Source organism: Symmachiella dynata (assembly GCF_007747995.1).
Lineage (GTDB): Bacteria > Planctomycetota > Planctomycetia > Planctomycetales > Planctomycetaceae > Symmachiella > Symmachiella dynata.
Genome location: NZ_CP036276.1, coordinates 4,018,136 through 4,040,495, shown reverse-complemented (window position 1 = coordinate 4,040,495; position 22,360 = coordinate 4,018,136). Strand labels below are relative to the sequence as shown.

The window sequence follows — 22,360 nt, the reverse complement described above, 5'->3', positions numbered from 1 at the left end:
GCGTTGAGGTGGCAAATGGGTATCCGTTAAGCTGCGGAAAATTCTGTTGATGTTAACTTTCTATGAGGCGGCAAAAGATGAAACCCCACGTTTTTCAGATCACGGTCCTGACCGTCGCACTCTTCACAATGTGCGTAGCACGTGGCATTGCGGAGGAACCAGCAGCTGCGCCCGAGGGGACCTTTAGCTTCGTCGTGCTGCCCGACACTCAAGGGTACGTGAGCGAGAAAAACGAAGCATATTTCGAAGCTGAGGTGAATTGGATCTTGGACAATCGCGAGAAACAGAGGATCGTATTTGTCAGCCATGTCGGCGATATTGTTGACAAATACAAAAGCGATGAAGAATGGCAGATCGCCCGCAAGCACATGCTACGGCTTTCCGGCAAGTTGCCGTTTGCGTTTTCGGTCGGGAACCATGATATGCTCTCAGGGGGTGACTCGCAGAAGTTTCAAGAAACATTCCCCGCCTCCTTGTTCGAGAACGAGAAATGGTACGGGGGACAGATCAAGAATAATGCGGACAGTTACCAGTTGATCTCAGCCGGCGGGATGGATTTTGTCATTTTGCATCTAGAGTGCAACGCGCCGGATGACGTGCTGGATTGGGCCAATGACGTGTTGGAAAAACATGCCGATCGACGTGCGATGGTCACAACGCACATGTATCTGGGGCCACGCGACCGGCCTCGTGAATCGCGCGACTACTACGACGCGACCAAAGGCCGCATGCGGTGGCACAAGACGCAAGGGAAACAGGGCAACACTCCCCAACAGATGTGGGAGAAGTGCTTCAGCAAGCATGAAAATCTATTTCTTATCTGCTGCGGCGATCAGAGTCGCACACAAGCGATGCACCGCACAGTGGAAGGTGAGCACGGTAATTCGGTGCACGAGTGCCTGAGCGACTACCGGGGTGGATTCCTGCGGATCTATCGTTTCGAACCGAAACAAAATCAGATTTCGGTCATGACCTACAGCCCACTGCAGCAAGAGCTGTGCAGCGGAACGAAGATCGCACCAGATGTCGACGATCATCAATTCGTGCTGAAGTACGAGATGAGCAAGTAACTGAGTTCACCGCTTTGAATGACTCAATCCGCGGCGTTTGTTATCGATATCATAAACGCCGCTAGGTTGTCCCGACTCTTCCCAACTCAGCGGGCGTTACTTCTTTTTGATCAACCAGACCTCGGCTACCTGCGTTCCACGGCCTTCGACCAGTCCCCACTTCAACTCAAGTTTCCCGTCCGCCGTTGCTTGTTGCGGGATGTCATATTCGACCGGTGCCAGGGGAAGTGTGGGGCGCAATGGGCCGTGAATGGGATATTTGTCATCAGCAACCAAATCAATCGATGCCCCGAATCGGCCGAACTCAATCACGCGAAGTTTGTACTCCGCGTCCTGATCCAGTCCCTCATATCGCATGATCAACGGCGCACCGTGTAGTGTTTGTGCGCTGCTTAACATGGAATACCGAAATCGCGGATCGACCTGGATGGTGTCATTATTAACCCAGCGATAATGCGCTTCGGTCATGCGGTCAATACGGCTGGGGTTGTCTTCATAAGTTGACAAATGATCCACATGTGGCTGTCGTTCGGGATCGCCCAAATCATCGTAAAATCCGCCCGGCCCCGGATCTTCCCAATTGACAAGATAATCGATCCGCTGGAGTTGCTCCTGCGAATCTTCCAGCTCCAAGATTTGTTGGAATTGATCCTCAAGCCACGGCCGGTCGTTCAAAGGAACGTCCAACGCATCCAACAGCGCGCCCCGTTCTGGATTCCGCGTGAAATAAGGAGGTTTGACGCTGTACTGATATCCGATGCTGTGAAACATGTCGTCGGCCAGTTCAGCCATTTCCTGTCGCAATGAGTCACCCTTCTGGTAGTGATCAGCTTGGGACAACTCTTTTTTCGCCGCGGCAATCGCCTTGGCTGCTCCCACCTGAGGAGCTTTTGCCAAAGCAGCGTAGGCCGCCTTTTCGTGCTTCATCTCGTCGAGATAACGCTCGCGGGTATATTGATCGAACAGCGCCCGCATCAGATACATCTGATAGCGCCAACTCTTGCGGACTTGGGGAGAAACCTTCTCGCCAATCGCACGCCATTGGGCCAGCGTCTTGGGGACGGTTTCATTTTCGAGCAAATCGCCCGTCATGTTTTCCTGCAGCATCCATAGCCCGTCGGCTACATCCTGGCCGACATCTTCGCCAAAGAATAAGCGACCGTAATCCACGACGATTTCGTGAATGTCCGTATTCGGGTCCCAGGCAAGCGCGCTCCAAATCATTTTATTTAGGTCGTCATTGATTCCATCGGAATACGAACCAAAGCCGCTGGAGTATTCGGCATAGGTGTTGTGGGCCAGTTGGTTGTGTCCCGGCCGCGGGTTGACCCCTTCGCGTCCCACCGTTTGAGCCATCCGGCCATCCCAATGCGGGACAGGGAATTGGCAGCGTACGTTATGTGTGATATCCGGGTAGCGGCGGATTTGATACTGTTCCGGCAACCATTTGCGCGCATCCATGATCGAGTGTTTCGTCCCCGGCCCGTACACATATCCACCCAGCCATTTGGGCTGCTCCTCGCGGATGTAATTAAACATCCACTCAGTCCATTCGGGAATCATCTTTTGATTCGAAACAAATACGCCCGCATCGGGGAATCGCTTGTGCAGCGTTTTTGCCATCTGTTCCAATGCGGGCATTAAAACTTTGGGATGGTTGTTTCCAGGATCTCCGCCGGGGACGAAGAGGTGATCGATCCGTGGCATTTCCTCAAAGAAGCGTTCCCGATACCCAATCTCTCGATCGTATTTTTCCTGATCATCCCCAAGAATGGGGACGGGATACCACATAAACACATCGAGGTCATAGTCGTTGAGCAGTCTCCCGAGCCGCAGGTTCATGTCCCACTGAGGCTCGGCCATCAACACGCTGTCTTTTTCACCGGGCGGGGATTCCTGAATCAATTCAGCTCCGCTACACCCAAAAATCGCCAACTCCCGCAAGTATTGTTCGTAGTTCTCCTCCGTCCAGAGATCGTAGCTGGTCGCCGAATTTCGGTATCCTAACTGATGGACACGCATCGGGTATTTCGGCGAAGTTGAGACCTGGGTACTACGCGGTAACGAGATCTTTCGCGGTCGCAATTCCATTTCCCGCAACAGTCGCCCCGCGGCATACAGCACGCCGCGCGGATCGCGGCCGACTAGAAAGACCGTGTCTCCTTTGACTGCAATCGCAAAACCTTCGGCCGCTTCCGGAACCTTCAGGTCGGTCGGAAGTGTGACGCCCTTTGGTACGTCGTCGACCGTACAGAGGACCAGCTTTGTTGCACCGTCAAAGTGATCGCGGATGTACCAGCGGATTCCCGTACGCGCATGAACTTCATCACTGAGAAAATCCGCCGCTTTTCCGATCGGCCCTTCAACGGGTGAAATTAATACCGTTTGGCCGAGGTCCAGGTTCTCGTCTGCAATACATGCCGTGCCTATGAGAGTCGAGAACACCATCGCGGTTGCGGTCACCATGCGTCGCAAAGACATGAAATCTTCCCTCAATTGGCAATTCGTGTTTATTCAAGACTGTTGGTTCAGCAGCTTCAGACGCGTTGCATAGACATTTCATACTAAAGGGGGGTAATCAGTGACTGGGGTTTGCTAGACAGACTTCGAGGAGTTTCGCAAGTATCTAAATGAGTCCCCAAAGCAGCAAATGGTTTACGGCCGCGCCTTGCCCAAACAACGTCACGTCCTGCATCGGGGACAGCCACGTCAGCGGAATCTCAAAGCCCATATCAAACTCACCGCACGAGCGGTGAGGATTGACTGAACCGACAAACTGCGCAGGACATGTGGGTTGTTATGACGCTGTCCGATTCGTGAAATTGCACGAATTCAAACGTGTCGATCTGCGCGTAGTTACCAAGTGTGGCCAGCAACGATTTGGTTCTGATCAAGCAGTATGGCAGGTACTTTACGAGTCGAAGTGAACAGCCATTGCATGACGTCCATTGCTTACAGGCTGACTACGTATCCTCTTCCATGACTCGCGGTGGAAATGTGCAGGCGGTCGCTGCCTGCCGTTTCCGTACAACTGCAGCATTACAGCACAAAGAGAGCAGGTCTGGCTCAGGAATAGAAACCAGTATGCTCTGGCCATTTCCATGAGGCACTCATTACAGCATCGTCTTCATGTGCTCGACCTGGTCCTGCATCTCCTTTGCGGCAGTTCTGATTTTTTCCACCGATCCGTCCGGAGACTTCCAGATCTTCAAAATCTCCTGTTCTTTATCTGCCAATTTCTTTGCCTCGGCTTCCAGCGGCGTCCCTTTCACGTCCTCATTTCTCATAAAGGCGTAGATGGCGCTGCCCAGTTGGTCTTCAATTGGGCTGACACGCCCGCGGTAATGCTCGGAATTAACTTGTTGTTGCAGGTTTTCAACTTCTGAAACAATCATGTTGAACGCGCCATAATACCCGCGCGTGTCCATGCTATTCCGACTTTCCCCGCAACCCACCAGCAACAAGACGGAACACAAGAAACCCATCAAACGAAGCCCGTTAATCATCGTTACATTTCCTTTGATGATTTATGTCGTGAAATCCCAATCATGCCGCCTCGATCTGTTTGTCACACCCAAGTCCAGAACAATTCTGAGGAACGGTTCCGGTTTCGCGGTACGGACCGTTTGAAGTGTGTTTATAACAGCCGGACAGACATGGAAATCTGCGGGCAGCCAACTAGAAACTGAAAAGTTTCCGGCTGCAGACGCGTCCAGAGGCAATGGTGTATTAAAAAATAAGACCTTCCCGGCCGCATTGGAGCGGCCGGGAAGAATCGAATTCTACGCCATTAAGATTCCTACCATTCACCCTGAACTTCACCACCGGCTCGGGTGCCGGCCGATTGCCAGACTCCCAAGTCGATGCTGTCACCGACAAAGCGGACACTACCGTCAGCCAGACAGCACTGGACGCCTCCGGTGTGGTGACTCCGAGCGGTCATGATAGCCACTTCGTGAGGGGAGTCCGGAATAGAGCCGGACCCGCAGTCTGGTAGTTCAGCATTCGGCGTGTAAATGTGGTTGTACGCTCCATGCTGATAAGTTGAGTAATACCAAGCGGGGTCATCACCACTTGTCCAACCAAAATCGGTCCTGTAGTTAGCGGGATCCGTAGGGTCACCAGCAGCACAAGCGGCAACGACAGCTGCAGTCGTGTTTGCAGCAGCATTGCCCGTGGTGATGATGTTGGTTCCCGCATTTCGATACATGTAGTTCCCTTTGCTAAGGGAGGAATTGTCATTGGTGCCGATCATCCGCTCAGCGTACAGGACCGTATTTGAGGCGCCATCGGTGAAGTCGCGGATTCTCCGCACTCGATCACAGAACGCACCGCCCAGATTACCGTCCATTTCGCTCGCAACACGTGGCGTGAAGACGGGATCGACCCCTTCCTGGTCACCGAAGTTTCTCCCGCCAGCGACAGTCACGCCCCAGTTGGCGCGGTAGCTGTTCGTATTGACGCCGGACATATGGCGGGGATCGGTCGGGCACATGAACGCCGGGATTGGAAGGTCAGTCACAAAGGCGTTGGCAACGCAGAGTGGTGAGCCTTTTCGAACGCGCGTGTTATGATGATCAAGATTATTCCAAACATTGGCTTGATCAATCATCGGGAGAACGTGATACAGGGGCGATACCCAGCCATACCAGCATTCCCGAGGATCGCCGTTCGGCAACTTCGAGGGCACCATCCGTCCGATGGGAAAGGCCAAGTGAATGTCGTGATAGTTGTGCATCGCAAGGCCAATTTGCTTCATGTTATTCCGACACTGCGTGCGACGTGCTGCCTCGCGGGCCTGTTGGACCGCTGGTAGGAGCAATGCAATCAGAATCGCAATAATGGCTATTACCACCAACAATTCAATCAACGTAAAACCGCGTCTTTTGGAATCCATACGAGCCTCTCCTCAATAAATACGAACAAGGGAAACGGGACATCGCAAAATGACATGACATATATGAGTACGTTTCAAAACCGCGATTCGTTCTAGTGCCAGGATCATGACCGAAGTCGATCAGCCAGTGATCGCTGGAAGAAGACTTACCCGAGGGGCTGTCTCCAACTCCTTTGAATCGATTGTTGAAACCTCCTCGATAGAACATTCGGTCAGCATAGCGTGGCTGAGTTTGGCGTTCAACAAAATTATTAACAGAATCTGAAGAAAACTGATGGGGCCGTTGCCCGTTACTCAAGAGGAGTTCTTGTACATTGTTGGATCGTCGCAATAAGCAAGGCGTTCTACTCAGAAGTGGTGTTCGTAGTCTATGATCAATTGCTTGGTTTAATAAAGGCGTTTTTCCTAAAAACAGCTGAAAAACCCGCGTCTGTTAGTTTTATCTATTTGCATAGAAGTGTTCGCAGAACGCGTGGGAAGGGGAAGTGAAACGCCTCATGAAAAAAGGAACCGCGTCGCACCATGCAACTCGACGGCACAGGTCGATTGTGAAGTTGCTGCGAATTGACCAAACCTGTCGGGGAGAGAACAGTTCCCCAAGGCCAAGAGACAAAGGGGTGATCGTGGGAACCGCGGTCTCGCATTGAGCATGCCGGAAACGTGTGGAACTTCGTAGCTCACGCACCCTGCACGGCGTAGTGAACGCCACCTCTGAAATCACAATTAGGGAGCTTGCATGCCTGCATCGTTCCTACCATAATCAAGCTCGTGTGTTTTTCGGTGATGTCTGTTTAATCCCGCCCCTTCAGTTAGAACCTCTTTTAGGACAATTCTACCGTGTCGCACGAATCTGCCAGATCATTCAACGATCCCGTTACCGTTTCCATCCGGCCCGACTGTGAGCGGTGGCTGTCGAATCACACAAATCGGCGGTGTCGGCTCGATGATACGCAGTGTGCGCCGGTCGTCCACGCCCCCCTTACGGTGGCGTCACCACGTTGGGCAACCGTGGTCGTACGAGGTTTCATCTGTAGTCTTATTCTCGTTGCAGTCGGTTGCGGTCAGGGGCAGACTGGTGCGCAAAAATTTAACGAAGATGAAGCCAAGGCACAGAAGGAAGAACTTTTAAAAAAATATCCGGTGTCTCCGCCCGATACGCCGGAACAAGTTCTGGAGAAGGAAGCAAAGATTGACGAAACGTTGCCCCAGGTTTACGAACTGCTGGAGGCAGCAAAGCAGGATCCCAAAAAAGCTGACGAAGCTGTCGAGCTGTCAATGAGTCTGTTGACGCAAGTCCCCGGGCATCGTGCGGCTAAGGTCGCCTACTGCAAGGCGCAACTGGCCGCATTCTTCGCCAATGAACCAACCGACGAAAACGGAAACGTTATCGACGAATTTGAATTCAACATGGCGGTCGCCATTCGTTCGGCCTGTCTGGAGATAGACCGTTTGCAGGAAACCTTTGAGGACTTGTCCGAAGAGGAGAAGCAGCTTTGCCAAGAGGTCTATTTCAACCGCGCTCGCCTGGATGGTCTTTACCCTGATGGATCGGATACCGGTTTGTTCAATGCTGCGATAAACAAGCTGATGAGCGCCGGGTTCCAGGATGCGGAAAGACTCAAGTCAGAACCAAGATTTCAACCCTACTTCACCAATCCGGAAACCGCCTCTGTCCTAAAGGCAGCCCTCGCGAAGATCGAGGCGTCGGGGCAAGACGATGGGAACAAATGAAGCCAGCAAACGGCTCCTTCCAGGGTTTCGTTCATTCGTCATTTGGAAGCGTCGTTTCTGCGAATGCAGCCCGGATGATCTTTCGCAGTTCGGCCATATGTTTCTTGCGTTCTTCCGGCGTCATGTAGAAACGGTAGCCAGTCTCTCGCAGTTTCACGCCCAACATGCCTTCAAATCCGCGAAGTGCGAATTGACGGTTCAGCAAAAACGGGTCGTCTAGGGAGTTGATCAACGCCTCTTGAATGGTCGTATCCCGGTCCCATTTAGATCTCGTACGGAACAGAGCATCCGCGGCAACCTTCCGCACCGCTTCGTTCTCACTCTGCAACCATCCCAAAGCTGCCGATTGCGAACGGTTCGCATATTCACGCTGCAGTTTATTGTCGTCAAATTTCGAACCATACCAATTCTCTAAATTGTCAATCGTCCAGTCGATCGACTTGTCTGTGTGGCACTGATTGCACGCATTGGGATGATTGGCGTGGAGCATGTCGGTGTTTGTCGGCGAGAAAATTGTATGCGTGCGTACGATGTCCTGCATGCCTTCATTGATTCGGGGCATGTGGCAGTTCATGCAACGACTCCCCTCGCTGCCCGGTTGATGATGCGTGTGCGCGGCTTGTGCTTCTTCCGACGCATATTGCTGATGACACTTAATGCAAAGGGCGTCGTCTTTTGCAGGTGTCGACGACCATTTTTGACCAATCGCCTGATGCGGGTTATGGCAGTCGGTGCACTTTAGCTCACTGTAGCAACTGCCTCGCATGGCGTCGGAGTATTCGGTCGAGTTCCATGTCGACATGCCGCCGGCAAACTGAGGACGCTCGCCGGAGTGACAGCGACCGCAGGCCCAGTTGACATTGTCATGCGTACGCCCCAAGTCGGTCGGTTTGTCCACGGAGCCGGACAGTAGGTGTGGACTATACGGGAAGAATGCAGGGAGAATTTCCGGGTGCTCGGCATGTTCGCGGCAACCGAGATGACACGACTCGCAACTGATGCCTAACGTGACTGCATGCTCCGATGCTGGGATGGCATCGAGCGAATTGAGTACGCCAACTGCTTGTTCGTCAGGCAAGGACCGATGTTGTGGTGGCAACCAGTGGGGGCGTTCTTCCGCCAAATAGTTCGCGACCTCCCACTGGATGTTGCCAGGGACTTCGCGGGCCAATTGGTTTGCATTGCCCGACAGCAGATCACCCAACGGGCTTGTGGTGTGACAGACATCACAGGCATCCGAGTAAACGCAGAAGTTGGTCTGGTAGCTTTTCGCGTCGAATGGGTCCATCCGCTGGCCATCCGGCACTTCTTCATGTGCGACGTTTACAATTGGCACCCATTCCCCGGGTTCGATCCAATAGCCCAGCGGCAGAACGTGGTCGAGTTCTTGCTGATCGGTCGGTTGTTTTGGGGTTTGGGGACCATCGATCTGTTTGCCAATGTAGTACTGAAAGAAACGCGAGCCGATTGTTTGATGAATCGCATAGGTTTGCGTTTCTTCTCGCTCGAGCCGCATGCGGTATTCGCCGTTCTCCTTGAAAAACGTTGCCTTGCCGCCGAGGTAAGAAATGCTCTTGCCGGAAAAATCACCGACAACAGTGGACGTATCGGCCAACGCGTTCATCCAGCGATGCGGATGATGTGACCAACTGTCATAGTTCTTCTTGTGACATTCACGACAGGCTTCCGGCCCGACGTAGTCCCCGGGGTGGATGTTGCTGGACGCGTTCTCGCGCTGTCCCGTCGACTCCCGCAGAAGAGCAGGAATGTCGTCCCACCAAACCGTTATATGTGGTGTATTCTGCGGTGCTTTGCCAGCTTGCGAAGCGTTATGAAATTCCAGCCGTCTCGCCCCGGCGCCGCTCGGGCGTTCCGGCAATCCTGTTTCGGACGTGACAACGATCACTCCAACAAAGACAGCGATTCCGAGCACGAGAGACAGACCAAGCACCAGCGGCCACCGAACGGGAGGCGGAGGCAATTCGGATTGGTAATCCTGCGTCCTCTGGTATTTCCCTTTGGTCATTTGTCTGTCCAGCGTGTGCCGTGAACGGATTCTGAGCCGCTTATGATGGTCGTTTCGCCGAAGGCGGAAAATGGAAATGGTCGTGTCGTTGCATTCAAAATAACATTCCGGAACCGGTCGGGCAATCAAATTGACGTTTTCAACACGAAATGGCTGGTCGTGGCGTAGAAAGGTATTGCCGAGTATTCGTGCTACGAATGTTTACAGGTTTTGCGTTCTACGCAATTTTTCATGCAGCAGGGCCTATTGTTGTTCAAGTGCACAGCGGCCATATGGAAAAATTAATGCTGGACGATTCGGCCGAATGATTCGCGCTGGAGATCATTCGGTCATGCTGCTCGACCAGGATCGCCGTGCGCGACGGCAAGCCGTCGGTTTGGGACTTTGCGGTTCCACGTCCGCTAACAGCCCGCCCGACTCTCGTCTGTTTTTGGTTTTACAACGGGCTACTAATCTGTGTTTTATCCCTGTTTCACCTGTGGCTAAATTAGAACGTCGATCTGGTGGCGACTCCACCGCGCTGAAGAATTCAGGAGTTACTCCATTATTGCTTGATCAACCACACCTCTGCGACCTGACACCCGCGCTGAGCCAGCAGTTCCCATTGCAGGTCCAGAACACCGTCGGCGGTGGCGGCTTGTGGGATGTCGAATTCGATTGGCCACGGTTCAGCCGGTTGTGGAAGCGGGCCGTGTATTTCGTGGCTTTGGTCGGCCAGCAAACGCATCGTCGCGCGGAAGCGACCGGTGTAGGTCACGCGCAAGCGGTACTTCGCTGACGGGTCAAGATTCGTGTAGCGCATTCGCAGCGGCGTGCCAAACAGCGTTTCCGCTTGGTTTAGCCAAGAGAGCTTTCCATCGTTCAACTTCAAGAGGTCCCTGTTGACTCGATTGCCAAACTCTGATTGCGACGAGCCGACAAAACCGGGGTCCGCTTTCCAGGCGTTCTCGCGCATCGCAGGCAGAAGATGCGGCTGACGCCCAACGCGTCCCAGATCGTCATAGTATCCCCCTGGACCGGGGTCTTCCCAATTGACGATTTGCTGAATGCGACGTCGTTGCTCTTGTTTGTCGTCGAGCTTGAGAATCTCCGTGAACTGGGCCTCCATCCAGGGGCTATCGTTCAGTGAGAAGTCGAGATAATCGAGTACGGCACCACGATCAGGTCGGTTGGCTCCGTAGTTGGGCGTATCCAATTGCAGGCGGACACTTTCGTGAAGCAACTTTCCTAATTCGACGAGTTTGCTGCGCAGGTCATGCGCCGTGTCATCATCTTCGACCTGGGCGAGTGTTTTGCGCGCCTGATCGATCGCTGGTTTCACACCGATTTTCGGGGCTTGGCGAAGTTGGTCTTTGGCTTCCTGTTCGATTTGCGTATGCCGGAGGAGCCGTTGTTTGAGGTAGGCATCGTAATGAGCCCGCAAGATCGGCAGTTGTAGACGCCAGTTCGTCTGAGCTGCCTCGGGAAGTTGTTTTTCGATGTCTTGCCATTGGGCGAGTGTTTTTTCGATATTTTCATTCGCAAGCAGCGGTCCCCGCCAATTTTCTTCCAGCCCGAGTAGGCCTTGCGCAATGGCTTCGCCTTGCTCTTCACCGATGAAATATCGGCCGTACTCGCGCAGGATCTCCTCGACACCCTGACTCTGATCCCAACCCGACGCACTCCAGATGGTTTTGTTGACATCGTCGGTAATTCCGTCGGAATAGGCGACAAACCCGTCGGCTAAATCTGCCATGGAATTGTGAATGTGAGCCATCGCCCGGGGACGAGGATTGTACGGTTCGCGGCCCAGCGCCTGGCAGAAAGCGGGATCCCAATCGGGGGCAGGGTACTGGCAGCGGAGTGTGTGGCAGATGTCCGGATAACGACGGATGCGAAATTTACGTGGCGTCCGCGCACGGGCTTCGGCCAGAGATATCTTCGCCCAGGGGCCAAAAACAATCCCCTCTAACCAATCCGGTTCAGAGGTCCGCAAGTAATTGAACAGGACTTCGTTTTGCTCCGAAGTGAATCCTTGGTTGGAAACCCACAAGTTTGCATCCGGGTGCGTCTCGTGAAGTGCCGCGGCCATCCGGGAGAGCCAGGGCAGCAGAATGCCCGGGGGAGTATGCCCAGGGTCTCCTCCCGGTACAAAAATATCGTTGATGTGCGAACACGATTGAAATAGCGTCCGCATGCGATTGAGTTCTTCCTCGGCCTGTTTGGGATCGTTCACGTCTGCTTCGACCGGCACCCACAGCCAAACGTCCAACCCATAAGAGCCGATCAACGCACTCAGTTTCTGATTCATTTCCCAGGGGTGAAGCGGCATCAGCGGACCGCGCGGCTCGTCTGAGCTGACGGGAGGAATCAATTCAATGGCATTGGTACCAAATACAATGAGATCGCGGAGATATTGTTCGTATTGCTGCAGATCCCAAGCGTCGTAACTGTTGGCCGTTTCGCGGAAACCGAGTTGGTGGCCACGAATGGCGACATCGGGAGCCGTGGAAATACGGACATCCGCGGGTAGTTCCAACTTGCCTTTGGTCATGGATAGTAACCGCAATAATCGCCCCGCTGCATAGAGTGTCGCGCGCTCGTCGAAACCCAGCAACATGACGGTCGGACTCGGCTGCGACTGATCAACCCAAATCGCATAGGCATCGTCGCGACTCGGCGGCTCGAGGCCATCGGGGAGTTTGCCGTCCTGAAATTTAGCAAGCGTTTGAATCACGATGGAGGGAGTTTCCGGTTTCTGAGCTCCCTCCACTGCCGGCACGCGGATCCCGGTTCGCTTCTCAATTTCGTCAGTCAATAACGCAGCCGCCTTCGCAGGCAATGAACCATCCTGAGTACCAACAATTTCCACCTTTGACAGGTCGAGAGTCTTCCCATCAGCCGCGCTGGCGTAGGGGGAATTCGTGAGGCCGCAGAAGAGGGCCGTCACAGCAATGCTAAGGAATCGTGCCAAGAAGGATGCCATGTTGTTCCCCATGTGTTAAAAGTCCAGGTTGGTCGCTCACGGTCGAGTGCGACGGCGTGATTGACAGCTAAATCACCATAACATGAAAACCAATGAACTGCGACGTTCGATTAGGTTCTGCCAAATGGCACAAAGCCCGAGCGAAGCGATCGTTTATTATTTATTGCGAATTGCCCCGAGCAATCCGGAAACCATGTCTGTGTGTTGGCGGTGTTAATCATCCTGTTTCATCAACCAGACTTCCGAGACCAGCGTGCCCCAACCGCCGCTGTTGCGCCATTGTTCGCGTTCGACGCGCGGGCCGTTGGCGACATCTTTGGCCTTGCGGAGCTGAATCGTCAGTTCGCCATCGCGGGTCGCCGTTTGCGGGATGTCGAATGTAAAAAACTCGCTCATCCGTTCCGGCAACGGCTGATCTTCGGCAAGCACCAAATCGTCAGCCAGGATCGTCTGGGATTTCTGATTCATCCGCTCCGCATAGCGTGATTGATACCACGGGCGTACGAACGTGAAGCGCACACGATAACGAGCATTGGGATCGAGATCGTGATATTTGAGCGTGACTCCCTTGGATTCGTCTTGCGTGAAGTGCATAGAACGCTGGCTGGGGCGATTGCCTTCGGACAGCATCATCGAAACATACGGTTGGCCGTGATCGTAGGGGTAACCCTTCACAACGTGCGGCGCACGGTTGTTGGTGCCGAGATTGTCGTAAAAGCCGCCAGGCCCGGGATTCTCGTAGTCGACGATCATCTTGAGCAGTTCGACTTGATCAGTGCCGTTCGCTTGCTTCGCTTGTTCGAGTTGTCGTCTCAGCCAGCCCAGCCCGATAAAATCGTGCTTCAAATTGAAATATCCTTCATTCCGCACGCCGAACAGGGCATTGCTTTCTTCCCCCAGTTTTCCGGCTTCCTCACGGAGCAGGGCCATTTCGGCTGATTCGGCCAATGCATCGAGATTTGCGAGCGAATGATCAATGGCGGCCGCGACATCACCTCCAGCGAGCGCCTTGGAAATGCTATTTTCAATACCGGTCTGCAATTCCGTCTGTTGACGCACCGCGAGTTGCGTGTACTTATCAAGCGCAGCCTTTTGCATGAATAGCCGCCACAGCCAGTTGTTCCGGAGATGAATCTCCGGTATCTCGTCCTTGGCCTGGCTTACGAGAATGAAGTTGCGGTCGATACCCTCCTTTTCGATCAGCGGAGTCGCGGGGGCTTCCTCGAGGTTCTCTTCCAATTGAAAAATCGCCTCGGCCATCAGCGGTGCGGCTTCGCGGCCGAACCAGGTTTGGCAATATTCATCAACGACATCTTCGACGCTGGTCCGCGGAGCCCAGAGTAAGCGTTGCCACATCCACTGGTTGAAATGGTCGTGGTGTCCGCTGGAATGGGTGATGTCTCCTACGCCGTAACGCATCAGATCGTTGAAGACCCGATGATAAAACCGCGGCCAAGCATAAAATGTCAGCCGGTCATAAACCATGGTCAGTCCCTGATCCGGCCGTCGCTCGTAGATTTCGTGTCCCGATGTGCGCGGCGGGAGTTCCCCATCGCGGTCGGCGCGGGGGTACATTTGAATGTACGCATGCTGAGCATAGCGCCAGTGCGTGATTTCGTTGTAGTACACGAGTTGATGCCGCGGCGGAAGTTGCCGGAGGATTTCGCGGGGGTAAAGGCCGTAGGGACCGAAACCCGGATAGCGAAACAGATCCATGCGGTGCGTCTGGCGATGTCCTGGCTGCCACGACGTCGCATCCGATCCCGGTCCGTAACCCCAGCCCCACAACCAGTCGCGGGGCTGTTCTTGCAAGTACTCAAAAATCGCGTTGTCGTCGGCGTTGTCGAATTTCTGGTTGGTAAAATAGATTTTGGTCGTGGGATGGTACTTGTGAATAATCGCCGCCATCTTCTCGACAAGCTTGATAAACTTCAGCCCGTAAGGATCGCACAGGTCGCATTCACACCCCCCGCCGTCGCCACCGTGGAATTTGACAAAGTCGTATGTGGGACTGGAGCGGAACTGGTCTTCACAGCGTTTGAGCTGAGCGGTACGGGCTTCAGGGACCGACAGACAGAGGTACCCAATCCGACCGATCGATTCTTTGGCATTCCATTCCGGCGGACCGGGGCCGGTGTTGGCGCCGAAGCCCCCTTGGGTCATCAAGCCGAACGACTTGATGAAATCAAACATCGGCCCGGGGCCGGTTGAAAATGTATTCGCACCGGCCAGTGCATAATCCAGAATCACCCGCTGCGTCTCTGCCGGCGTCCAATCACGAACCTTCGCCAGCTTTTTGGCGACACCGCTTTGGCCATACTGTGTGCCGCGAATGGCAAATGCAGGTGCCGTGCGCACATCGAGAGTGTCAGGAATTTCGACCGATTTCTCTTTGATGTCCAACTGCCGCAGAATCTCACCAGCGGCGTAGAGTACCCCTCGTTGGTCCACACCGGCTGCCAGTAGTACGTCGTTGTCGGCTAGCATCTTGACCAGAAAACCTTCCGGTCCGGGATCGCGCTGGGTGAGAGCGGGAATCTGATCGTCTTCAAGTTGTTTTTGCAGCTCCGAATGATGCGCCGGAATGCCTAGCAGTATGAGTAGAGAATTCGTCGGCCCATCCCCGGCAGTCCGTTCGACGCGCGTGGGGAGCCCGCTGGGTTCGGCAATCCGCTGCTGCAGCAATTCCGCCACTTTGAGTTCCACGGAATCCGCCTCCGCTCCTACGCGGATCGTAACCGATTCATACTCGGCACCATGCGTCATGGTCGCTATGAAAACGACGCCGCATGCGACACTGCAAAAGAGACGGGAACGCATAGAACTCTCCTCAGGGCAGGGGGGCGTAAAAACGTTGTTTCCCCGCGGATATGATTAGCTTTAGATCGAAAGCCCCGAAGGGGGGACATCGCATCCTGAAGGTAAGCGGCAAAGCCGCATTAACCTGGGATGGAACTTATTCTGCCGCATCACCGGCGCGAACCCAATCCTCATTAAACCGCACGACTTTGATCGTCTCGTTAGGGCTGGGCGAGTGTGTGTAAGCACAGAGGATGCTGCCGTCGCGAGATTCAATCACGGAGGGATACGCAGCGGCCGTTGAGGCATCGTGCTTCTCCAAGCTGCGATGCCACTTCCACGTTTTCCCTTCGTCGTCGGATAGGTATGCGGTCATTTGTGTACGTCCGCCGCGGTCTCCGCCCGTCGTGTCATTGCAGACCAACAACCAATTTCCGGATTTCAGCACGATGCATTCCACACTGCTATCGGGATTGGGGATTTCCATTCCCTGCGTCTGCGTCCAGGTTTGCCCGCCGTCATGGGAGACCGACCGCGGAATGCGGCGGCGGGGGCTTTTGTCGCGCATCATGGCCACAATATCGCCGTTTTGCTTGCGAACAAAACTCGGCTGAACGTTCAGCGGCAGGATCGGCTCACTGAATTCCCAGGTCTTGCCCCAATCGTCAGTAAATGCGGCCAAAGAACAGTTGAAAATGTCCGAATACAGCGGCACCATCATTCGGGTGTCGGAGAGCATGATGGGATGTGTTCGCGTCATCCAGCCCAGACGCCGCGCTAACTTGTCTTTGGAGGCGGTCACACCATATTCCAGGCGGGTCCGCAGCCGTTCGTTGGTTTTGATCTCTTCGGCGAATTCCTCACGCGCCTGCTCGGCACTTTCCGGGTAACGCTGTTGCAGATTGACCGGGCGGCAATGCAGCACATCTTGCCAATCCCATTTTGGTGGGCCGTCTCCGGCATAGTCGCTCGACGTGCGATATTTCAGGAGATAGGTGTCCGACGTGTTGTCGAGCGACGAAATCCAAAACAGCCACAGCTTGCCGCGCGGATCAATAAAGAGCACACAATTTTGATCGGGAAGATTCTGGTTGTCCGCCATTAGAAACGGAGCCGACCACTGATCCGCCCCGCGTTTTTTACGTGCCCCACGAATCACCAACGAGTCGTCGGTTTTCTCCCCAACACCATGGAACCAACAAACCAGCAAATCGCCATCGGCCGTTTCGACAATGCCCGGCGAATGATTGTGTTTAGGCTCCCCGGGAAAGACAAGTTCCGCTTCATAGAGCGGCGCCGCAGGCAGAGCAACGACCAGCAGAGCGTAGGCAATTTGCAGCATGGTGTTTCCTCGATTGATCCAACCGACCATTCCCAAATCGATGAAGCCTGGAGCTGATCCAAGCTCTGTGTGGATCCCATTTTATCAAGGCTCTCAGCTGATGCCAGCGCTGCGTGAATTTGTAACGTGTTTGTCCTCCGCTTTCTCTGTTTCGGCTCCGGCAACCAGAATTGCCCAGAGGTCGGTGATGTACAGGTGCTGCGTCGGGCACCGCGCACAAAAAAACGCCGGGCATTTTGCGCTCGGCGTCTTTTGATCTATCCTCGGGGGGCGGATACCCGCTTCCGGGTTGTACGCGAAGTTAGTCCGCGGTCCCATTTTGGAATCGTTCGTTCAGCTTGCCTTTTTGCCAAATGGCTTAGAACCGTCGGATGAGGCTGAGCGAAATCCAATGAGCTTGTGAATTGCTTTCGCTGTTGCTGAAATCTCCGCCTGCCAGAGCACTGGTGCCGACCGATCGTTCTGGTCCGAAGGAAAACTGATAGGCGAAGTTCCACTGCCAATCACTCCAACTCTTCCCGTAACCAACCGTAAACGAGTGTTCCAGGGTCGCTGGGATCAATGGGGTGAGCGTGGCGCTGGGCAAATTGCGTGTATTGTAAACGTATCCGGCCCGAAAGACGGAATCGTTGGGAGTGAACAACTCATAGCCGAGTCGAACGGACAGACTGTCACGCCAACGGAGCGGAAAGGAGTCGGAAATCTCAGGGCCCAAAACGGCGGGAAAGATCGGGTTCGTTGAGTTTCGCAATCGGATGTCGAGTTGGTCATAGGCGTTCGACCAGTCGTACCACATCAGATCTGTGGAAATCCGTTGCCGACAATTGAGCCAGTGGGCTACCCCCACGCCGGCAGAACGTGGCCAAGCCAGGTCGACCTCCGCATCGAAGCGACTTTCGATCGGCTGCGGTCCCAATCCGACCACAGCAGCGCGAACATTGCCATCGTATTCCATGCGGGTCTCGCCAATAAAGCCGGCTCCAATAGTCGTCCACTCATCGAGTTGATATTGCAGACCCACGTTCCAGGCGAGGCTGGCCCCGGTGGCCTGCAAATCGAATTGGGTCGGAGCTCCGGCCAGCGGACCGGTTTGCAGGAAGAACGGGCTTTCGAATTCCAGATGGCTGACCGCCACCCCCATTGATGCACCGATGGAGAGATCGTCATTCACTTGGTAGGCCACCCCGGGCATGATTTTGCCCAGTGCGCCAAACGACTTGTAGGTATTTGTTCCTAAAATTGGATTCGACAGCTTCCATGTCGCACCATATCCGGCCGGTGCGAAGGCGCCAAATCCCACGGCCCATCGGCCGTCCAGGCTTTTGCGGATCACCGAGATTTCCGGAAGGACATTTGTATTGACCGCGCTTGTGTTATTTTCCGGATCGGAATAGTCAAGATCCGTGATTACGGTATCGACGCCAAACTCGGAGAGTCCCGAACCCTTGACGTTCACCATCGCCGCGGGATTGTTCAGAATGACGGCCCCGTTGTCATGATGCGCGAGGTTGGTCCCGCCACGCCCCGAACTTGTCGCACCAATGCTGTCTCGAACCACACCATTGGATTGGGCGCGACTAGGGACCAGCAGTTGGGCTGTTACAGCAAGAAGCAGATAAGCCACAATTTTCTTCATGATTCGTCCCGATTTCCGTCAAACCCTAAGTCAGAGTATCGCCGAACGCCTCCAAGACTCTGAATTCTGGAGATTTTGTAAAGGTAATGCGTGTGAAATGAGAATACAGTCGATCTCACGAGGTCATTCCCCAATGGTCATCTGTCTATTGATCGGTCCGTACAATGTGAATTTCTCAAAATTCCAGATTCTCTAGAAAGTTCGGCACAACCGTTAGATCTTCCGTAACATGCAACTGTTCTCTATCGGCCACTCTCAAAATTGCTCGCAGGGGTGAGTCGGGGAGGGGGGAGACAGTGTTTAACGGCCCTGAGTGTCAACCTGCTTCTCAGCACAAGCCCAGCGATGAATTGCTGTACGAACAATCTGGAGCGACTGGATTTCGATTCTGAAACAGACCAGCAGTTTCTGTGAGTTCCTCTTAAAAGCAGAGTAGGGATTGTAGTGCTCAAGGGTGCTGAAATTGTGCTGAAATCTCGAGAACTTCAGGACTCCGAATTCAGGCAGCGCGGCAGAATCGTAGGCTTTCATACCGAAACGTTTACGGTTCCACTCATTGGTAGTCGAACCAGAAACTGTCGCACAGAGCCAGGATGACAAAGGTAGTGTTTTGACTATTTTTGATTTTCTAAATCCTCTGGCTTGTGGACTGCTCGGGGCTTGGCTGGGGTCTCAGTGGTGCAAGCGAAGAGACTCAACGCGTGAGTTCACATCGCACTCTGACGATTTGACAACTCAACAGTCCCTTGAAAAACCTGGACTCTCCGCATCTCATCAAGAACTTCGAGAAGCACTTGCTGTCACTGAATGGGCCGCAAGCTCGTTTCCCATTGGGCCCAATTATTCGAGTGCTGCTGACGATCGATCTTTGTTGCCGGACGAAGTTCGAACGGAAATCAATGATCGGAACGACTATGCCGAGATGGTTGCGGAACTCAAGCATGCAAGGTTGGTTATCGCTGAGCAACAACAGCGGTTGCTATTGTCCCAAGCCGAAGCACGGACTGACGCCCTCACAGGCTTATTCAATCGCCGTGCGATGAACGATTGGTTGGACCACAGCCTCAAACGCTACCGATTGTACGGCGAAGCCTACTCTTTGATGTTAATTGACATCGACGACTTCAAGTTAATCAATGATGATCTAGGCCATGTTGAAGGGGATCGCGTTCTTCAGCAGGTGGCGGAGGTACTTGCCGCCTCGCTAAAGCCACAACATCAGTTGGCTCGGTACGGTGGAGATGAATTCTCGATTGTCCTACCCGCCTCTGATATCAGCGTTGCCCAAGTGAGCGGCATGCAGTTCTTGGAATCGTTCGCAAAACACACATTCGGCATCGAGAATCAAGTGCGGCAAATCACATTGACCATCGGAATTGCCCAACAGACTGAGAACCTTGAAAAATTAGAGCTCATCAAACGGGCTGATGCATGTCTTATCGCTGCCAAATCGGCCGGGAAGAATCGCTGTTGTTATTTCGATCACGGAATCGGTTTGCCAGTCGCAGCTCTGCCTGCAGTCATTTCTGTCGAGAACCCATGAGCCAACAGGTCTTGCATGAGTTTTCTGTAAGCCCCTGGCGAGCAGACCGAAACGCATCGACTCCACTTGCTCTGAGCCTCCGACTCTGTGCTCTTTGAGCCCCCCCCTCTGTGGAACCGAAGATAGGGTGACCAAAGCTAGATTCCGACGGAGAGGTCGTTCCTCACCGAGGTCGGCAACACCGCGTTGATAACCGACGTGGGTGCAAATTTCGCGGTGACAATCAACGGAATCAGAAGTAAGTCGCAAGACCGTCATTCGGGGATAACTTCTACGGAAGCGGTATTGAATGGCGCGGCTTTCGGTGTGTTCTCTGCTCTCGTCCCTGTTGCTGGGGCAGGGGATGGCTTCGCTGCTTACGGGGCAGAAAAGCCAACGTAGCCCGCAATCTGCGCAGAAGCAAAAACGAGTTGTCGGAAGACATGGTCTCTATGTCAACGAGAATTCAGGAGGGGCTTCAGTACGACAATCCAAGTTCTAGCGACTCTGGTTTTGTTGAGGACCGCTCGACTGAGCAATGGCCACCTGAGGAATGGCACCGATAGCAATTCCATCGAATTCCGTTAAACTTGAGGAATCGGATTCCCTTGTTTTGGCACGTCGATTTCAACAAACATCAGATGATGCGGAGACCAACGCTGTGCGGCACCTAATCAGATTCTTTGGCATTCAAGTTCTGTGTGCAACCTTGCTCGTGCTTGTGGGGACGGCACCGCTCTTTGCTCAAGAGAAGAGCGTCAAGCCGGGCATCAATGAGGCATTCCAAGATGTCGATGTGGAGAAGTTCATCGGACGTTTTGAGAATGAAGGGCGAGACGCTTATGACCACCGTCATCAGATCGTCAAAGCCTGCCAACTCAAGCCCGGCATGGTCGTTGCTGATATTGGAGCAGGTACGGGACTGTTCACTCGCATGTTTTCACCCCTGGTCGGTCCCACGGGGCGGATTTACGCAGTGGACATCTCCGAGAAGTTTCTGAAGCACATTGAGAGCACGGCGCAGGAGCAGGGCCTCAAAAACATTACTGGCGTGGTCTGCAAACAGGATTCCGTCAACCTGCCGCCCAATTCCATCGATTTGGCATTCATTTGCGACACGTATCATCACTTCGAGTTTCCGCACAAAACCATGGAGTCAATTCACCGTGCTCTGAAACCGGGTGGGCAATTGATCCTCATCGACTTTCACCGCATTGAAGGCGTTAGCCGAGAATGGCTGATGACCCACGTCCGTGCCGGACAGGAAGTCTTCACCCAAGAGATCCTCGAATCCGGTTTCAAGCAGGTCGAGGAAAAGAAAGACATGCTCGATGAATCGTACTTTGTGCGGTTCGAGAAAACGTCCCCTCCCGAGTTGAAACTTCTGCTGAGGGGAAAAGGAGAGTCGGAAATCGCGCCTCACGGCAAAGGCAACATCTATGCTCCGGACGTGATGGTTGATGATGGACTATTTAAAATGTGGTATGGCTGCCAAGGAAAAGATGGCCACGACCGAATCAGCTATGCCGAGTCAAAGGATGGCGAGCATTGGATTCGCAAAGGTGTCGTGCTCTCCAATGGAACAGCCAATCACGTCAACGACCCCAGTGTGATCAAAGTCGATGGCGTGTATTACATGTTCTACACGCGCGCCGAGAAAGATGTGATTGATCAAATTGATGTGGCAACCTCGAAAGATGGGTTGAACTGGGAGACAAATGGCGTCGCTCTCTCACCTGGGGCCGCTGGGCAATGGGATGCCCTGTCGGTCGGTCGGCCGACCGTGTTGTACGAAGATGGGCAATTCAAAATGTGGTACGACGGACGTAAGGACTTCCCGCTCCACTCACCGGTGAGCAATGTCCCCAAATCGTCCAAGTCACGCCGAGACATTGGCTACGCCACGTCCCGAGATGGACTGCATTGGGTTCGGCACAACAACAACCCTGTCTTCGGTCGTAACGCTGGAGGTGTGGACGTGAAGAGGCTGGGGGACAAGCTTGTTCTGTTGTACGAGTCAGGGAAAGGAACCCACTGGGCTTCAAGTCCAGATGGTCTGCAATGGCGTGATTTGGGACTGCTGGCAGAAAAGTCGGGCCAAGAAACCGATGCCTACGGCCATGTGACTCCCAACCTGCTACCCAACGCAACAGAGCATGTCCATCATCTTTACATCGGCACTGCTCCGGCACCTACGTGGGATCATAATCAAATCTCCGTACTTCACTTCGACAAGGAACATCTCAATCGTCTGTTGGAATCGCAGGAATAGGGCGATACATGGCAGGCGGGTTCACCCAATCCTCATCGCACCGAGGATGAGGACGTGGATCGATAGCCTGAATTTCGACGGAATCCCGCCAATTTGCCGT

12 protein-coding genes are annotated in these 22,360 nt (G+C 53.8%); 4 read left to right on the top strand and 8 right to left on the bottom strand.

The window, feature by feature from the left end; all coding sequences use genetic code 11:
• Window positions 1-77 precede the first annotated feature (77 nt).
• Window positions 78-1,070 (top strand): metallophosphoesterase, encoded by a 993-nt coding sequence (locus tag Mal52_RS15360; protein ID WP_197534217.1) that lies wholly within the window; start codon window positions 78-80, stop codon window positions 1,068-1,070.
• Window positions 1,071-1,166: 96 nt separating this feature from the next.
• On the opposite strand, the gene Mal52_RS15355 is transcribed toward Mal52_RS15360, so the two are convergent.
• From Mal52_RS15355 to Mal52_RS15345, 3 genes are all read right to left on the bottom strand, one after another.
• Window positions 1,167-3,551: a beta-N-acetylhexosaminidase gene (locus Mal52_RS15355; RefSeq protein ID WP_145377069.1), complete on the bottom strand. Its 2,385-nt coding sequence runs from the start codon at window positions 3,549-3,551 to the stop codon at window positions 1,167-1,169.
• 632 nt (window positions 3,552-4,183) lie between these two features.
• Window positions 4,184-4,576 (bottom strand): hypothetical protein, encoded by a 393-nt coding sequence (locus Mal52_RS15350; protein WP_145377068.1) that lies wholly within the window; start codon window positions 4,574-4,576, stop codon window positions 4,184-4,186.
• Window positions 4,577-4,869: 293 nt separating this feature from the next.
• Window positions 4,870-5,967 (bottom strand): DUF1559 domain-containing protein, encoded by a 1,098-nt coding sequence (locus Mal52_RS15345; RefSeq protein WP_145380668.1) that lies wholly within the window; start codon window positions 5,965-5,967, stop codon window positions 4,870-4,872.
• A 984-nt stretch (window positions 5,968-6,951) separates the two neighbouring features.
• Here Mal52_RS15345 and Mal52_RS15340 point away from each other — a divergent pair.
• The gene (locus Mal52_RS15340; protein ID WP_145377067.1) at window positions 6,952-7,698 is read left to right on the top strand and encodes a hypothetical protein; all 747 of its coding nucleotides are present in this window, start codon (window positions 6,952-6,954) and stop codon (window positions 7,696-7,698) included.
• A 31-nt stretch (window positions 7,699-7,729) separates the two neighbouring features.
• Here Mal52_RS15340 and Mal52_RS15335 read toward each other — a convergent pair whose 3' ends face one another.
• The 5 genes from Mal52_RS15335 to Mal52_RS15315 form a co-directional block, all read right to left on the bottom strand.
• The gene (locus Mal52_RS15335; RefSeq protein WP_145377066.1) at window positions 7,730-9,724 is read right to left on the bottom strand and encodes a cytochrome c3 family protein; all 1,995 of its coding nucleotides are present in this window, start codon (window positions 9,722-9,724) and stop codon (window positions 7,730-7,732) included.
• Between the two features lie 544 nt (window positions 9,725-10,268).
• Window positions 10,269-12,689: a hypothetical protein gene (locus tag Mal52_RS15330; RefSeq protein ID WP_145377065.1), complete on the bottom strand. Its 2,421-nt coding sequence runs from the start codon at window positions 12,687-12,689 to the stop codon at window positions 10,269-10,271.
• A 213-nt stretch (window positions 12,690-12,902) separates the two neighbouring features.
• Complete coding sequence (locus Mal52_RS15325; protein WP_145377064.1) at window positions 12,903-15,509, bottom strand: DUF4838 domain-containing protein; 2,607 nt, start codon at window positions 15,507-15,509, stop codon at window positions 12,903-12,905.
• Between the two features lie 136 nt (window positions 15,510-15,645).
• Window positions 15,646-16,830 carry a sialidase family protein gene (locus tag Mal52_RS15320; protein ID WP_197534216.1) on the bottom strand — a complete coding sequence of 395 codons (1,185 nt, stop codon included), beginning with the start codon at window positions 16,828-16,830 and terminating at the stop codon, window positions 15,646-15,648.
• 358 nt (window positions 16,831-17,188) lie between these two features.
• Complete coding sequence (locus Mal52_RS15315; protein ID WP_145377062.1) at window positions 17,189-18,466, bottom strand: OmpP1/FadL family transporter; 1,278 nt, start codon at window positions 18,464-18,466, stop codon at window positions 17,189-17,191.
• A gap of 871 nt (window positions 18,467-19,337) precedes the next feature.
• Between Mal52_RS15315 and Mal52_RS15310 the strand changes: the two genes are divergently transcribed.
• Window positions 19,338-20,009 carry a GGDEF domain-containing protein gene (locus tag Mal52_RS15310; RefSeq protein WP_145377061.1) on the top strand — a complete coding sequence of 224 codons (672 nt, stop codon included), beginning with the start codon at window positions 19,338-19,340 and terminating at the stop codon, window positions 20,007-20,009.
• 592 nt (window positions 20,010-20,601) lie between these two features.
• Window positions 20,602-22,260, top strand: a complete 1,659-nt coding sequence (locus Mal52_RS15305; RefSeq protein WP_197534215.1) for a methyltransferase domain-containing protein — start codon at window positions 20,602-20,604, stop codon at window positions 22,258-22,260.
• Window positions 22,261-22,360: the final 100 nt, after the last annotated feature.

Bases quoted from the DNA above. Each gene is read 5' to 3' on its own strand.
- Mal52_RS15360 (WP_197534217.1), top strand. From the start codon at position 78: ATGAAACCCCACGTTTTTCAGATCACGGTCCTGACCGTCGCACTCTTC.
- Mal52_RS15355 (WP_145377069.1), bottom strand. From the start codon at position 3,551: ATGTCTTTGCGACGCATGGTGACCGCAACCGCGATGGTGTTCTCGACT.
- Mal52_RS15350 (WP_145377068.1), bottom strand. From the start codon at position 4,576: ATGATTAACGGGCTTCGTTTGATGGGTTTCTTGTGTTCCGTCTTGTTG.
- Mal52_RS15345 (WP_145380668.1), bottom strand. From the start codon at position 5,967: ATGGATTCCAAAAGACGCGGTTTTACGTTGATTGAATTGTTGGTGGTA.
- Mal52_RS15335 (WP_145377066.1), bottom strand. From the start codon at position 9,724: ATGACCAAAGGGAAATACCAGAGGACGCAGGATTACCAATCCGAATTG.
- Mal52_RS15330 (WP_145377065.1), bottom strand. From the start codon at position 12,689: ATGGCATCCTTCTTGGCACGATTCCTTAGCATTGCTGTGACGGCCCTC.
- Mal52_RS15325 (WP_145377064.1), bottom strand. From the start codon at position 15,509: ATGCGTTCCCGTCTCTTTTGCAGTGTCGCATGCGGCGTCGTTTTCATA.
- Mal52_RS15320 (WP_197534216.1), bottom strand. From the start codon at position 16,830: ATGCTGCAAATTGCCTACGCTCTGCTGGTCGTTGCTCTGCCTGCGGCG.
- Mal52_RS15315 (WP_145377062.1), bottom strand. From the start codon at position 18,466: ATGAAGAAAATTGTGGCTTATCTGCTTCTTGCTGTAACAGCCCAACTG.